General features: G+C 72.5%; 12 protein-coding genes. 5 read left to right on the plus strand and 7 right to left on the minus strand.

The features are described 5' to 3' along the window. Positions 1–58: 58 nt before the first annotated feature. From AC2XR2_RS04230 to AC2XR2_RS04245, 4 genes are all read right to left on the minus strand, one after another. Positions 59–832 (minus strand): cupin, encoded by a 774-nt coding sequence (locus AC2XR2_RS04230; RefSeq protein WP_381307079.1) that lies wholly within the window; start codon positions 830–832, stop codon positions 59–61. Then, a complete protein-coding gene (locus AC2XR2_RS04235) occupies positions 826–1,752 on the minus strand; it encodes a DUF6807 domain-containing protein (RefSeq protein ID WP_491514309.1) in 927 nt (308 codons plus the stop codon). Before AC2XR2_RS04235 ends, AC2XR2_RS04230 begins: the two co-directional genes overlap by 7 nt. Beyond that, the gene (locus AC2XR2_RS04240; RefSeq protein WP_449348346.1) at positions 1,749–2,861 is read right to left on the minus strand and encodes a Gfo/Idh/MocA family protein; all 1,113 of its coding nucleotides are present in this window, start codon (positions 2,859–2,861) and stop codon (positions 1,749–1,751) included. Before AC2XR2_RS04240 ends, AC2XR2_RS04235 begins: the two co-directional genes overlap by 4 nt. Positions 2,862–3,986: 1,125 nt before the next feature. Continuing rightward, a complete protein-coding gene (locus AC2XR2_RS04245; protein ID WP_491514310.1) occupies positions 3,987–4,766 on the minus strand; it encodes a class I SAM-dependent methyltransferase in 780 nt (259 codons plus the stop codon). Between the two features lie 161 nt (positions 4,767–4,927). Here AC2XR2_RS04245 and AC2XR2_RS04250 point away from each other — a divergent pair, with 161 nt between their 5' ends. The 5 genes from AC2XR2_RS04250 (at position 4,928) to AC2XR2_RS04270 (ending at position 11,085) form a co-directional block, all read left to right on the plus strand. Beyond that, positions 4,928–6,220: a sensor histidine kinase gene (locus AC2XR2_RS04250; protein WP_491514311.1), complete on the plus strand. Its 1,293-nt coding sequence runs from the start codon at positions 4,928–4,930 to the stop codon at positions 6,218–6,220. A gap of 80 nt (positions 6,221–6,300) precedes the next feature. Then, complete coding sequence (locus AC2XR2_RS04255) at positions 6,301–6,951, plus strand: response regulator (protein ID WP_449348349.1); 651 nt, start codon at positions 6,301–6,303, stop codon at positions 6,949–6,951. A 142-nt stretch (positions 6,952–7,093) separates the two neighbouring features. Then, positions 7,094–8,233: a GNAT family N-acetyltransferase gene (locus AC2XR2_RS04260; protein ID WP_381307064.1), complete on the plus strand. Its 1,140-nt coding sequence runs from the start codon at positions 7,094–7,096 to the stop codon at positions 8,231–8,233. An 80-nt stretch (positions 8,234–8,313) separates the two neighbouring features. Then, a complete protein-coding gene (locus AC2XR2_RS04265; RefSeq protein WP_330268719.1) occupies positions 8,314–9,543 on the plus strand; it encodes a DegT/DnrJ/EryC1/StrS family aminotransferase in 1,230 nt (409 codons plus the stop codon). Positions 9,544–9,633: 90 nt separating this feature from the next. Then, entirely contained in the window at positions 9,634–11,085 is a 1,452-nt protein-coding gene (locus tag AC2XR2_RS04270) for a glyceraldehyde-3-phosphate dehydrogenase (RefSeq protein ID WP_381307059.1), read from the plus strand. Positions 11,086–11,141: 56 nt separating this feature from the next. Here AC2XR2_RS04270 and AC2XR2_RS04275 read toward each other — a convergent pair whose 3' ends face one another. The 3 genes from AC2XR2_RS04275 to AC2XR2_RS04285 all read right to left on the minus strand — a co-directional run bounded on the left by AC2XR2_RS04275 (position 11,142) and on the right by AC2XR2_RS04285 (position 13,919). Beyond that, positions 11,142–12,782 carry a thiamine pyrophosphate-binding protein gene (locus AC2XR2_RS04275; RefSeq protein ID WP_491514312.1) on the minus strand — a complete coding sequence of 547 codons (1,641 nt, stop codon included), beginning with the start codon at positions 12,780–12,782 and terminating at the stop codon, positions 11,142–11,144. Next, positions 12,779–13,567, minus strand: coding sequence for a cyclase family protein (locus tag AC2XR2_RS04280; protein WP_491514313.1), 789 nt, complete (start codon positions 13,565–13,567; stop codon positions 12,779–12,781). Before AC2XR2_RS04280 ends, AC2XR2_RS04275 begins: the two co-directional genes overlap by 4 nt. A 154-nt stretch (positions 13,568–13,721) precedes the next feature. Beyond that, positions 13,722–13,919: a hypothetical protein gene (locus tag AC2XR2_RS04285; protein ID WP_330268715.1), complete on the minus strand. Its 198-nt coding sequence runs from the start codon at positions 13,917–13,919 to the stop codon at positions 13,722–13,724. Positions 13,920–14,217 lie beyond the last annotated feature (298 nt).

The following is a 14,217-nucleotide window of genomic DNA, read 5'->3' on the forward strand; positions in this document are numbered from 1 at the left end:
CATCCCTTCCTCGGACTTTCTACGGCCCCCCTCGGACCTCCCCCCGGGACAACGGGTGTTACTCGCCGCGGTACGGCAGTGTCGTCCCCGGCAGGTTGTACTCGTCGCGTCTGCCGCACATGCCGAAGCCGCCGAGGCGGGTCGGGGCGGCCTCGTGAGCGGTCGCCTCCCCGAGGTACGACGGCTCACCGGAGGCGAGCGCGTCCAGCTGGGCGCCGGTGCGCTCGGCGGTGGCCAGTGCCCCCGCCTGCCACAGCTCGCGCCAGGTGGGCACCTTCTCCCGCACCAGGCGGGCGGCCGCGCGCTGGAACTCCAGGTACGGGGTGTTGTCGCCGGCGGCCAGGGACTCGCGCAGGACCAGGTAGCCCTCGACGGCGAGGTCCCTGCGGCGCCGGGCCGCGTCGGGCGTCTCCGGCCCGGCTCCGGGCGGGAGTTGGGCCGCCGCGGCGTACCGCGCGGGGTCGGCGAGGACCTCCGGCGGGAAGGTGAAGACGGCGTCCCCGGCCTCGGGCAGGCCGCTGTTCTGCATCAGCACGGTGATGCGCAGATCGCCGCCCTGGACCATGCGGTGCACGGTGCCGGGCGTGAACCAGGCGATCGCCCCCGGCTCCAGGGGGATCTCCCGGTAGCCGTCGGGGCTCAGCGTCTGCACCGCGCCCCGGCCGCCGGTGACGACGTACGCCTCCGTGCACACCAGGTGCAGATGGGGGCTGCCGCCGCAGACGCCGTCGGCGGCCTCCCAGTCGTAGGCGCTGAGGTGCGACAGACCGACGGCACCGGGCAGCGGGTGGGGAAGCTCCGGCTTGGGCACGTCGGCGGGTCCGGTCACCACGACAGCCCCTCCAGGTGCTCACCGACCCGTTCGGCATCCCAGGCGCCGTCGGCCACGACCAGCCGGTAGCGGTACGCGAAGGACTCCCCCGGCGGCAGCTCGAACTCCTCGAAGAACGCCCAGGAGAACGCGACCGTCGGGAAGGGCTGGGAGCGCACGAACCAGTGCGACTCGTGGACCGCGGTCCCGGGGTCGAGGTTCTCGGGGGCGTGCGCGAAGACGAGCGTGGAGTGGGCGTCCACGTCGTCGTGCTCGGTGGTGAAGGCGAGCCAGGGGCCCTGGGTGCCCATCAGCTTGTCCGCGTCGGCGTCCGTGTCGGGGGCGAAGACCGTGCCGCCGGTGAAGTCGCGGGGGCCGCGCCACTGGAGTCCGGTGTAGCCGGCCATCTCCCGGCCCGCGGTGGTCGGGGAGCCGAAGGCGAGGGGCTCGGCACGCAGGTTGGTGAGCCGGATCGACCAGTCCAGCGCCCAGGAGCCGGTGGCCTCGTCGACCGAGTGGACGGCCAGGCCCCGCTCCTCCCGGGCCCACTCCTCGCCGCCGTTCTCCACCCAGGTCAGGGCCTCGGTGACGTCCAGCCGGTCCTCGGCGGCCGTGAACGCGGTGAAGCCGTCGTGCCGCATCGAGCCGACGCGCTCGGGCAGCGGCAGATAGCCCTGCCCGTGGACGTAGCAGTTGCCGCCCCAGAAGTTCTGCCCGGACAGATGGCTCGCCGTCATCTGCAGGCCCTTGTGCCAGCGGTGGTCGTTGGGCCGGTAGCCGGTCACCGTGCGGCCCCCGAGGGTGCGTACGGGGTGGGCGTAGGGCTTCTGGGCCTCGAAGGCTTCGGGGTCGGGTCGGTAGACGTAGCGGAGGATCTCCGTGCCGTTCGCCGCCTCGACGGCGATGTGCTCGCCGTGGACGTGGCTGACGCGGATGCTCATACGCGCTCCTTGGGGGCCCAGTGGGGGTGGTCGCCGTGCATGGCCGGGTAGAAGGGGTCGCCGGGCGCGATCTCACCCGCGAGCACGGGGTGCCCCGTGAACGCCGACTTGTAGAGCGCGGCGGCGAACTCGAGGGTGGCACGCGCGTCGGCGCCGCTGCCGGGAGGCCTGACACCGTTGTCGTACGCGTCGAGGAGCGCGCCGAGCTGGGCGGCGTGCGAGCTGGGCACGTCGGCAGTGGGGGTGCGCCAGGCGTCGGCCCGTTCGGAGGCGACGTGTGGGGCGGGCGTGTAGGTCCAGTCCTCGTTGCGGTGGCCGTAGAGGTGGGTGAGCTCGACGGTCGCGTCGGCGCAGTCGATGCGGATGCGGCTCACCTCGTCGGGTGACAGCACGCTGTTGACGACAGTGGCGAGGGCGCCGTTCTCGAACCGGACAAGGGCGGTGGAGACGTCCTCGCTCTCGGTGTCGTGGACCAGCCGGGCGGCCATGGCGCGGATCTCCGCCCAGGGGCCGAGCAGGTGCAGGAGGAGGTCGTACTGGTGGATGCCGTGGCCCATGGTCGGACCGCCGCCCTCGCTCGCCCAGGTGCCGCGCCACGGTACGGCGTAGTAGGCGGCGTCCCGGTGCCAGGTGGTCTGGCAGTGCGCGACCCGGGGGGCGCCGAGCTCACCGCTGGTGATCAGTTCGCGCGCGTGGACGGCACCGGATCCGTAGCGGTGCTGGAAGATCACGGAGGCGTAGGCCCCGGAGGCCTCCTCGGCGGCGGCGATCTCGTCGTACTCGGCGAGCGACAGCGTCAGCGGCTTCTCGCACAGCACCCAGGCGCCGGTCTTGAGCGCGGCCACGGTCTGCTCGCGGTGCAGCGAGGGCGGGGTGCCGATGAGGACCAGGTCGGGTCGTACGGCGTCCAGCATCTCGTCGACGGAGGTGAACCCGGCGACCTCGTCGCCCGCGAGTTCGCGGAAGGCGTCGAGTCTGCCCTGGTCCACGTCGACGGCGGCGACCAGTTCCACCCGCTCGGCGTGGGCCCTGAGCGCGGACAGGTGGCTGCCGCTGACGATGGCGCCGGTGCCGACCACAGCGACTCGGCGACGGGCTGGACGGGACATGCGGTCCTCCTCGGGCGTCCGATGACGGGACGCTGACGTGCGGGGAAAGCGCTTGCTCCCCGGAGTGACCCTAGATCCCCGGAGATTGTCCGAACAAGACCCCGGGGGTGGTTATTGAGGAGGGGGCGCGGGTTTTGCTTACGTGACACATGCAAAGGGGGGCGGGTGGGGGTGGGGTGTCCGAGGGGGCGGGGCGGGAACGGGCGCTTGGCCGAGTTGTGGGGGGCGGAGCGGGGGCGGGGGGCGCTTGGCCGAGTTGCCGGGGGGCTGAGCGGGGTGGGGCGATCCGGCCCGCGAGCGGAGTCCGGGGACGGCGCCCGGTCATGTGCGGACCGCAGGATGGCAATGTTCCGGTCGGTGTGCGGGATGCCGGAGGGCACCCGGCCGACTTGCGGACCGCGGGACGGCGCTGATCGCGCCGGCGGGCGGACCACGACGCGACGCCCAGCCCACGCGCGCGCCGAACGACAGGTCCGCCCAACCTGTGGGACGCGGGCGTCGCTGATCACGCCGACAGGCGAAGCCCGCGACCGCGCCCGGACGCGTGCGGACCGCGGGACAGCCTAGATCCCGCCGGCGAGCGGACCAGGAGACGGCGCCCAACCCACGTGCGCGCCCAACGACGGGTCCGGCCAACCGGTGGAACGCGGGCGGCGCTGATCACGCCGACAGGCGAAGCCCGCGACCGCGCCCGGACGCGTGCGGACCGCGGGACAGCCTAGATCCCGCCGGCGGACGGACCAGGAGACGGCGCCCGGCCCACGTGCGCGCCCAACGACGGGTCCGGCCCGGCCAGCGTGTGGGACGCAGGCGGCGCTCGTCCCGCCGACGGGCGAAGCCCAGGATGGCGCCCGGACGCGTGGACCGCGGGATGGCGATGGTCCAGTCGGCGTACGGGATGCCCGAGGACACCGGGCCCACCTGCCGACCGCCGGACAGTGCTGGTCGCGTCGGCGGGCGGACCATGACACGGCTCGCGCGCCCACTTGCGGACCAATAGACGGCACCCGGCCCGCGCGCGGGCCACAGGCCGAGGTGCGGGGCGCCAGCCGGCGTGGCGCGACCGCACGGCGTAGGCCGGGCCATGTTTCGGACCCGGCCGGTGACGAAGGCCCGTCACGTCCGCTACGGCTCGGCGTGGGTCAGCCTGAGCTTGGACTGGCCGTGCGGGAGCTTCTCCCAGTCGGCCATGAAGCGGGCCCGCAGGCCGTGCTTCTCGGCCAGGGCGACGAGTGTCTCCACGCGGTAGTAGAAGTCCTCCCGGAGTACGTGGTGCTCCTCGCCCTCCGTGCGGTCGAACGTGAAGTCGAACCAGCCGCCCGGAGCGAGGACCCGGCCGACATGCGCCAGGCACTCCTCGATCACCGGCAACGGCGAGTGCGAGAAGACGCTGTGCGCGTGCACGACGTCGAAGTGGGACTCCGGGAGGAAGCCGAGGGTCAGATCGCGGACCGGGGTCAGGGTCGGCAGTCGCTTCTGGAGGTCCATCGCGACGACCGTGTCCTGCGCCGCGAAGAGGATGTCCGGCGAGATGTCGATGCCGTAGTAGTGGCCGGGCTCCAGATGGCGGATGAAGCGCCAGCCGCCGCGCAGGTTGCCGCAGCCGATCTCCAGCATCCGGTGCTCGGGCCGCAGGCCGTGGCCGAGCAGGTAGTCGAACTGCATCGCCCCGAGCGCCAGCCAGCGCTCCCGGTTGCGACTGCCCACGGCCGCGTCCGGGTCGGTGCGGGTGTCGGAGCGCATCACGGCGCGGTAGTAGGCGATGTGGTCCGGGTGGCGACGGCTGAGCCACAGGTCCCGGGCGGCCCGCGCCAGATGACGCGGCACCCGGTCGGGGTGGCGCAGGGCGTAGCCGACCCGGTGCCCGAGTGCGGCACGGTTGGCGGTGAGGTTCTTGGCGGGCATGCCGACGCCTTTCGTCAGGAAGAAGCTGTGCCGCCAAGCCTCGGTGCGGCGGCCGGGCATAGGGCTCGGTCGACAGGTGCCTTCCCCGGGGAGGTTCGGGCGACCGCCATGTCAGCCGATCGGTTGATGCGCGGCCGCGTCGGGGGCGTTAGACACGGAGCATGAACCACACCGATCCGGAAGAGCGCTGGCTGGGCGTGATCGTGCACGGCGCGTTCTTCCTGTTGCTGGGCTCGTCCTTCGCCCGCTTCCTGAGCCGTGACCAGGGCGGGACGCGGACCGGCTGGGTGGTGGCGCTGTTCGGCTTCTTCTGTCTCCTCTACGTCCTCGGGCATCTGCTGGCCCCGCCGCCCCGCCCCGGACTGCCGCCCACCCGGCGCCATCTGCTCTGGCTGGGCTCGGTCACCACCGTCTGGGTCGTCCTGCTGGCTCTCGCGCCGAGCGCCACCTGGTGTGTGATGCCTCTGCTCTTCGCCGGGCTGCACGCGCTGCCGCCGAGGATCGCGGTGCCGTCGGCGGCCGTGCTCACCACGCTGGTCGTGCTCTCGGAGATACGGGTGGCCGACGGGCCCCTCAACCCCAACATGGTCGTGGCCCCGCCGGCCGTCGCCGCGGTCGCCACCGCCGTACTGGTGCATCTGCAACGGCAGGGAGCCCGGCAGCGGGTCCTCATCGAGGACCTGGTGCGCACCCGGCACGAGCTCGCCGCGACCGAGCGGCGGGCCGGTGTGCTCGCGGAGCGGCAGCGGCTGTCGGCGGAGATCCACGACACCCTCGCGCAGGGTCTGTCCAGCCAGCGAATGCTGCTCCAGGCCGCCGAGCGGGTGTGGGGGTCGGACCAGGCCCGGGACCATGTGCGGGCGGCGGCAGAGATCACCTCGCACAGCCTCGCCGAGGCCCGTCGCTTCGTGCACGACCTGGCCCCGGCCGACCTCGCGGACCGCTCCCTCGCCGAGGCGCTTCGCGAACTCGCCCGGCGGGAGAGCGGTCCCGGCCTGACCGTGGAGTTCCGGCTCGACGGGGAGCCGGCGCCCCTGCCGGAGCGGGTCGCGGGCGCGCTGCTGCGGATCGCGCAGGGCGCGCTGGCCAACGTACGCGAGCACGCGGCGGCGACCCGGGCCGCGCTCACCCTGACCTGGCTGGACGACCAGGTATCGCTGGACGTCGCGGACAACGGCAGGGGGTTCGCACCGCCCGGGTCCGCGGAGCCCCGACCCTCGACACATGAGCACGACCGGCCGTCGACGCGAGAGCACGACCGGCCGTCGACGCATGGGCACGGCCAGCCCTCGCCTCGTGGCCACGACCAGCCGTCAACGCGTGGACACGGCCTCCCCGCCATGCGCATCCGCGCCCGCCAGGCAGGCGGTGCCCTCACCGTGGAGTCCACACCGGGTGAGGGCACCGTCGTGTCGGTCGCCGTCCCGCTCGTGGTCGAGGGGGCCACCCTGTGACTGATCAAGGAACCCCGGCACCTGATCAAGAAGCGCCGGCGGCTGGTCAAGGAACCCCGGCGGCTGTTCAAGGAGTCCCGGTGAGGCGTACGACCATCCCCTCCCCGCCCGTCCGCCTCCTGCTCTGCGACGACCACGCCGTCGTCCGCGCCGGACTGCGCGCCCTGCTCTCCAGTGCCGACGGCATCGACGTGGTCGGCGAGGCCGCGACCGGTGAGGAGGCGCTGGCCATGGCGGCCCACCTCAGCCCCGATGTCGTGCTGATGGATCTTCAGCTCGACGGCGGGATGGACGGGGTGACGGCGACCCGGCAGTTGACCGCCCGGGGCGCGAACGGCCCGCGCGTGCTGGTGCTCACCATGTTCGACACCGACGCCGACATCACCCGGGCCATCGAGGCGGGCGCGACCGGCTATCTCCTCAAGGCGGAACAGCCGGAGGAGTTGTTCGCGGCGATCCGTGACGCCGCGACCGGCCGCGCCGCGCTCTCCGCCCCCGTGGCCGACCGGCTGCTGACCCGGCTGCGCAGCCCGCGGCCCGCCCTGTCCGCGCGCGAGCACGAGATCCTCGCGCAGCTCGCCCTCGGCCTCGGGAACCGGGAGATCGCCCGGGCCCTGTTCATCAGCGAGGCGACCGTCAAGACCCATCTGGGCCGGATCTACGGCAAGTTGGGCGTCGAGACCCGCGCGGGCGCGGTGGCCGTGGCCAAGGAGCGGCGGCTGCTTTCGTGACCGCTCGTGGGAACCATATGCACGTTTTCCGCGTTGTTCCGTTACAGCAGGCACCCTTGACAGCGTGCGTACTGTTTCGCGACGTTTGATCCTTGCCGACAGTTCGATCGGCAGTGGGGGAATTGGGGGGGTGCGGTCGCCCATGCGATCGACGAGCAGTGACACGGACATCACGATCCACAGACCCGAGGAACTCGATGCCGCGCTCCGGGGGGCCTGGCACCGGGCGATGGACGAGTCCCCCGACTACGCCAACCCTTTCCTGGCACCGGAGTTCGCGGCCGGGATCGGCAGACACCGGACCGGCACCCGGGTGGCGGTCCTCCACCAGCGCGGAGAGGCCGTGGGCTTCCTGCCGTACGAGCGGGGCACCCTCGGCGTCGGACGGGCCGTCGGCCTCGGACTCTCCGACTGCCAGGGCCTGGTGCACCGCCCCGGGGTCACCTGGGACACCCGCGCCCTGCTGAAGGCCTGCGGGCTCTCGGTGTTCGAGTTCGACCACCTGGTGGAGGAGCAGAAGCCCTTCGCCCCCTACGTCACGGGCACCTTCGCCTCCCCGGTGATCGATCTGAAGGTCGGCAGCGACAGCTACCCGGAGTGGCTGCGCGGCGCCTACCCGGGCCTCGCCAAGACGACGCTCAAGAAGGAGCGCCGGCTCACCCGCGACCTGGGCGAGATGCGGTTCGTGTTCGACGAGCGGGACCCGGCCGCGCTGCGCACGCTGATGCGGTGGAAGTCCGCCCAGTACCGCAGGACGGGCCGGATGGACCGGTTCGCGCGGCCGTGGATCGTGCACCTGGTGGAGGACCTCTTCCAGGTCCGGGAGGAGCACTTCACCGGGGTCCTCTCGGTGGTGTACGCCGGTGACCGGCCGGTGGCCGCCCATTTCGGGCCGATCTCGCGCACGGTCTTCGCACCCTGGTTCACCGCGTACGACCCCGAGCTGCGCTACTACTCCCCCGGCCTGATCATGCATCTGCGGATGGCGGAGGCGGCGGGACGGCGGGGGGCGCGGCTCATGGACATGGGGCGCGGCGACAAGGAGTGGAAGGACTGGCTCAAGACCCGCGAGCTGCGCGTGGCGGAAGGATTCGCCACCCGTCCGCACCCGGTGGCGACCGCACACCGGATGTGGCGCCGCCCCGTGCGGGGGCTGCGCAACACGGTCAACGCGCACCCGGCCCTGCGCGAGCCCGCGGACCGCCTCCTGAAGACCGTAGGCACCCTGCGCACCTCCCGGCACCACTCGGACTCCGGCAGCGCGGGACCGCTGGCGAGCTGAGCCCGCTCACCCTCCTGTCCCCCAGCGAGGCGCTCTTCTCCTGCACGGTCCTTCCCTGCCCGTCGACACAAGGGGTGCCGATGCCGTACGGCTCGCGGCTGGCCGCGACGATGACCCGGAGACTGGGACGCGAGTGCGTCTACACACCGTCGGCCCGGCTGGCCCTGTACCTGGCGCTCAGGCGCTGGTGCCGGCCGGGCGCGCGGGTGCTGATGTCACCGGTGAACGACGACGTGATCCTGTTCGTGGTCCTCGCGGCCGGGCTGCGCCCCGTGCAGGCCCCCGTGTCCGCGTGGGACGGCAACATCGACCCGGCCGCGGTACCGGAGTCGACCTGGCGCGGCATCGACGCGGTCCTGACCACCAACCTGTACGGCGTGCCCGACCGGGTCCTCGAACTGCGCCGCCGCTGCGCGCAGTTGGGGATCCCGCTGTTCGAGGACGCGGCGCACGCCATCGGCAGCCATGTGGACGGGCAGCCGGTCGGGACCTTCGGCAAGGCGGCGGCCTTCAGCCTGTCCAAGCACGTGGCCGGGATGGCGGGCGGTTTCCTCGCCGTCGAGGACGCCCGCACCCGCCGCGAGCTGGAGCTGCTGCGGGACGATCTGCTGACCCCCGGACGGCTGCGCGAGGACCTGGCCACGACGCTGCGTCCGCTGGCCCGGTCCGCGGTCCGGTCGCTGCACCTGGTGCGGCCGGTGTGGCGGACCATGGAGCGGCTGGGGCTCATGGAGCGCGAGGCGTTCCGGATGGACCTGCGGGCGCCGCGACTGGCCGCCGCCGGCCGGGAGGCACCGAGCCTGACCGCCTACGACCGGTGGATCCGGGTCGATCTGCACGGTTACCGCTCCCGGCACGGCTCCCTGGTCCGCGGCCAGTTGGGGCTGCGGATGGCCCGCCTCGACGAGGACCTCGCCCGGCGCAGGGCCGGCGTCGCACTCCTGTCGGGCACCCCGTGGGCCTCACCCGCGCTGCGCGACCGTACAGCGCACGACGGCCCCCTCCCCCTCTTCCGGGTGCCGCTCCTGGTGCACGACCGCGACGCCCTGGTCCAGCGGCTGGTGCGGCACGACGTGGTCTCCGGCTACCTCTACGACCCGCCGCTGGACGACTACGCGGGCGCGGAGTTCGTCGAGCCCTCCCCCGACCCGTCGGCCGCCCGCTGGTTCGCCGCGCACGCGCTGCCGGCCGATCCGCTGCTGGCCCGCAGGATCGTGGCCGCGTTCACGAAGGAACGGGTGGCCGACGCGCACCCCTCGCTGCTGCGGCCGGTCCCGGACGCTCCGCCGCCCCGGATCCTGGGGCCGTGAGCTACCGGCAGTGAGCTGTGACACCCCGACGATCGATCAAAACATCAGGGGGTTAGCATATGAGCGCCGCCTAGCTCGAAAGAGAATTCTGTGACTGTCAAGGACGACTCGTTCACCGACTGGAAGAACCGCGAGGAGATCGCGGAATCGATGATCCCGATGATCGGGAGGCTGCACCGGGAGCGGGACGTAACGGTTCTCCTGCACAGCCGTTCCCTCGTGAACAAGTCGGTGGTCAGCATCCTCAAGACCCACCGGTTCGCCCGGCAGATCGCCGGTGAGGAGCTCTCCGTCACCGACACCCTGCCCTTCGTCCAGGCCCTCACCACGCTGGACCTCGGCCCCTCGCAGATCGACATCGGCCGGCTGGCCGAGATCTACAAGGACGACGACCGGGGCCTGTCGGTCGCCGAGTTCACCGCCGAGGCCGTGGCCGGCGCGACGGGCGGCAACAAGATCGAGCGCCGCGAGCCGCGCGACGTCGTCCTCTACGGCTTCGGGCGCATCGGCCGCCTGGTCGCCCGGCTGCTGATCGAGAAGGCCGGCTCCGGCAACGGTCTGCGGCTGCGCGCGATCGTGGTCCGCGGGGGCGGCGGGCGCGCCTCCGAGGATCTCGTGAAGCGGGCCTCGCTGCTGCGCCGGGACTCCATCCACGGCCAGTTCCAGGGCACGATCACCGTCGACGAGGCCGAGGGCGCGATCGTCGCCAACGGCAACACCATCAAGGTGATCTACGCCAACGACCCCTCCGAGGTCGACTACACGGCGTACGGCATCAAGGACGCCATCCTCATCGACAACACCGGCAAGTGGCGTGACCGCGAGGGCCTCTCGCAGCACCTGCGCCCCGGCATCGACAAGGTCGTGCTGACCGCGCCGGGCAAGGGCGACGTCCCGAACATCGTGCACGGCGTCAACCACGACACGATCAAGCCGGACGAGCAGATCCTGTCCTGCGCCTCCTGCACGACCAACGCGATCGTGCCGCCGCTGAAGGCGATGGCCGACGAGTACGGGGTGCTGCGCGGCCACGTCGAGACGGTCCACTCGTTCACCAACGACCAGAACCTGCTGGACAACTACCACAAGGCCGACCGCCGGGGCCGCTCCGCGCCGCTGAACATGGTCATCACGGAGACCGGCGCCGCCTCCGCCGTGGCCAAGGCGCTGCCCGACCTCAAGGCGCCGATCACCGGCAGCTCGATCCGGGTCCCGGTGCCGGACGTCTCCATCGCGATCCTGAGCCTCCGCCTGGGCCGCGAGACGACCCGCGAGGAGGTCCTCGACTACCTGCGTGACGTCTCGCTGACCTCCCCACTCAAGCGCCAGATCGACTTCACGACGGCCCCGGACGCGGTCTCCATGGACTTCGTCGGCTCCCGCCACGCCTCGATCATCGACGCGGGCGCCACCAAGGTCGACGGCGACAACGCGATCCTCTACCTCTGGTACGACAACGAGTTCGGCTACTCCTGCCAGGTGATCCGGGTCGTCCAGCACGTCTCCGGGGTGGAGTACCCGACGTACCCGTCGGCGGTCTGAGCCTGCCAGGGCCCGGCGTCCCACGCCGGGCCCTCACTCTTCCGAGGGGAGGCCGGTCAGTGCCCCCGGAAAGCCTCCTCCAGCCACCACGCGCCCCGGTCCCGCACGACCTTCGCGTCGATCAGCAGGGGCGCCGACCGCGGCCCTGCGACCCAGTCCGCCACCGCCTTCAGGTCGGCGCGGGTGCGTACGGTCACCGCCTCGAAGCCGTAGCCGCGGGCCACGGCCGCGATGTCGGTCGGCGGGAACTCGACCGTGTCGAGCGGGTGTCCGTCGGGGCCGAAGTGGTGCACCTCCGCGCCGTACGCGTCGTCGTTGTACACGACGACGACCATGGGCAGCCCGAGCCGCCGTACGGTGTCGAGGTCGGCGGCCCCCATCAGCGCCCCGCCGTCGCCGAGCGCGGCCACCGGCAGCCGGTCCGGGCGGGCCAGGGCGGCGCCGATCGTGGTGGCCAGGCCGAGCCCGATCGACTGGTAGGCCTGGGTGAAGCAGAACCCGTGCTCGTCGGGCACCGACAGGAACATGCTCGGGTGACCCATGAAGTTGCCGGAGTCGACGCCGACGACCCGCTGGGCGGGGAGGAGGTCGTCGAGCGCGATGCTCAGGGTGACCGGGTCGATCCGGTCGCGGGTGCTCGTGTCCTCGTAGGGCACGTCACGCCAGCGCCCGCGGGTGGCGACGGCTGCGGCGATGTCCGGGGTGCGCAGGCCCTCGCGCTGCCCGCCGAAGGACTCCAGCGCGTGCCGTGCGGTGAGTTCGACGTCACCGGTGATCCCGAGGTGCAGCTCCCGGTGCGCGCCCAGTGCCGACGGGTCGTCGTCGACCTGGACCACGGTCGTGTCGGCGCCGATCAGTGCTCCGTGCCGCATGGTCCACATGTTCAGGGCGCAGCCCCAGCCGACGATCACGTCGGCGCCGCCGATGAGTTCGGCGGCCAGCGGGGTCGCGAAGCCGCCGGACACGTCGAGCGACCAGGGGTTGTCGTGGAACAGTCCGCGTGCCACCGCCGAGGTTGCCGGCAGCGCGCCGCAGCGTTCGGCGAGGGCTTCGAGGGCGTCCCGGGCACCGGGTGAGCGCGCGCCGCGACCGGCCACGAAGACCGGCCGCCTGGCCCGCTCCAACACCCGCACCAGGGCCGCCACTTCGGCGTCGGCCGGCACAACCGCCGGTCGTGGCGGCGGCGGTGACACCTGCGCGAGGGCAGCTTCGGGAGCGTCCAACCCCTGTACCTCCAGAGGGAGGTTGAGGACGACCGTGCGTCGCTCGTGCAGGGCCCGCCGCACCGCCGCACATGCCTGTCCTACGGCGTCCTCGGCCGAGGTGATCCGCATCGGCACCGCGCCCACCGCTCGCGCGAGCGCCTCCTGGTCGACGTAGAAGTTGGAGGCCGGCCGGGTCACTTCGGCCGCGAGCACGAGGAGCGGCGTGCGGCTCTTGGCCGCCTCCGCGATCCCCGTCAGCGCGTTGGTGAGCCCGGGTCCCTGGTGGACGCTGACGGCGGCCGGCGTACCGCTCACGCGCGTGTACGCGTCGGCCATCGTCGCCGCACCGCCCTCGTGACGGGCGGCGACGAACCGGGCACCGGCCGCGACCAGGGCGTTGGTCAGGTGGAAGTTGCCGGAGCCGACGACCCCGAAGACCTGCTCGACCCCGGCCGCGTGCAGGGCCCGTCCGACGGCCTCGGCGACCTTCATGACCGCTCCACCAGGGCGAGCACGCGCGCGGGTGAGCCGGAGCCCGCGACGATGGGCAGCGGTCCCGCGATGACGACACTGCCGGTCGCGGGCAGCGCGGCGAGGTTCTGGAGCTGGGTGAGGCCGTACTTGTCGCTGCCCATCAGATAGGAGTGGCAGGGGAACGCGGGGTCGAAGGAGTGTGCGCGTCCGGCGTCCGTGCCGACCGTCTCGACGCCGAGGCCGAGCACGGGGGACTCCTCGGCCACCCAGCGGGCGCACTCCGGGGAGAGGCCCGGGGTGTGCGGGCCGTCCTCGTCGGCGTTCAGGAAGGCCTCCTGGGAGTGCGAGCGGGCGTCCCAGCCGGTGCGCAGGAGCAGCCAACCGCCGTCCGGCAGCGGTCCGTTGCGCTCCTCCCACGCCTTGACGTGGTCCACCTCCACGAGGAAGTCCGGGTCCTTGCCCGCCTCGGCGGTGAAGTCCAGCACGGCGGCGGGGGCGATCAGGCGGTGGGCCGGGACGGAGGCCACGTCGGCGAGGTCCTTTCCGGTCACCCAGTGGTTCGGGGCGTCGAAGTGGGTGCCGGTGTGCTCGCCGCTGCGGAAGTTGTTCCAGTACCAGGCCGGTCCGCGGTCGTCGTACCGGCTGATCTCCTCCAACTCGAAGACGGCCGTCTGCCCGAACTGGGGCGGCAGCTGGATCACCGGGGTCGACGACGAGAGCGGTGAGGTGAGGTCGAGGACCTCGATCGAACCGCCGCGCAGGGCGGACACCAGCGCGGTGAGGACGGACGGCTGCTCGTGCATGAGGGCCTCCTGAAACGCTCCGGGGCTGCCAGCATGTCACCGACTGGGCCTGACCGGCCCGCTCGCCGAGGGCCGGGACGCGTTCCTCCTCCGGAGGAGACACCAAGGGCCCCGGATCGGTGGATCCGGGGCCCGTCGGGCGTGCTGTGACGGTTCAGCCGAGGACGACGTCGGCGTTCGCGTGCGCGGCGACACCCTTGGCCGAGACGAACGCGCCGAGGTCGGCGCAGACGGTGAGCGGCCCGGCCTCGATGTGCAGACCGGAGGCGGCGGCGACGGCCACACCACCGGAGATGGTGTCGAGGTCCGCGTCGTGGATCTCGGTGGTTTCGAAGCGGGGGGCGGAGTTCATGACGCGCGTTTCCTTTCGCGGAAGCAATGCCAACGACGGCTCCCGGATCGAAGCATGCCCGGGGCAGCACTGCCAGTCGCTCCCTGCCGACGGGCGCGGTCGGCTTCACCAGCGTCGCAACCCTCTCACCGAACACGTCGGTTCCTTCACAGACTTCGCCGTCGCACCGACACGCAAAAGGTGTGCGACGGCACAACCGCGGCCGCGTTTCAGCCCGGTCGCGACCCAGCGCGGAACGGTGTGCAGGTTCACCGGATTTTCGATGGCGGCCAGGTCGCGGCCCCTTTCCCGCCCCATT

It is taken from the genome of Streptomyces sp. LS-MS-L19, assembly GCF_058382285.1.

Bases quoted from the DNA above. Each gene is read 5' to 3' on its own strand.
- AC2XR2_RS04265 (WP_330268719.1), top strand. From the start codon at position 8,314: ATGCCGTACGGCTCGCGGCTGGCCGCGACGATGACCCGGAGACTGGGA.
- AC2XR2_RS04285 (WP_330268715.1), bottom strand. From the start codon at position 13,919: ATGAACTCCGCCCCCCGCTTCGAAACCACCGAGATCCACGACGCGGAC.
- AC2XR2_RS04260 (WP_381307064.1), top strand. From the start codon at position 7,094: ATGCGATCGACGAGCAGTGACACGGACATCACGATCCACAGACCCGAG.
- AC2XR2_RS04240 (WP_449348346.1), bottom strand. From the start codon at position 2,861: ATGTCCCGTCCAGCCCGTCGCCGAGTCGCTGTGGTCGGCACCGGCGCC.
- AC2XR2_RS04280 (WP_491514313.1), bottom strand. From the start codon at position 13,567: ATGCACGAGCAGCCGTCCGTCCTCACCGCGCTGGTGTCCGCCCTGCGC.
- AC2XR2_RS04275 (WP_491514312.1), bottom strand. From the start codon at position 12,782: ATGAAGGTCGCCGAGGCCGTCGGACGGGCCCTGCACGCGGCCGGGGTC.
- AC2XR2_RS04245 (WP_491514310.1), bottom strand. From the start codon at position 4,766: ATGCCCGCCAAGAACCTCACCGCCAACCGTGCCGCACTCGGGCACCGG.
- AC2XR2_RS04235 (WP_491514309.1), bottom strand. From the start codon at position 1,752: ATGAGCATCCGCGTCAGCCACGTCCACGGCGAGCACATCGCCGTCGAG.
- AC2XR2_RS04250 (WP_491514311.1), top strand. From the start codon at position 4,928: ATGAACCACACCGATCCGGAAGAGCGCTGGCTGGGCGTGATCGTGCAC.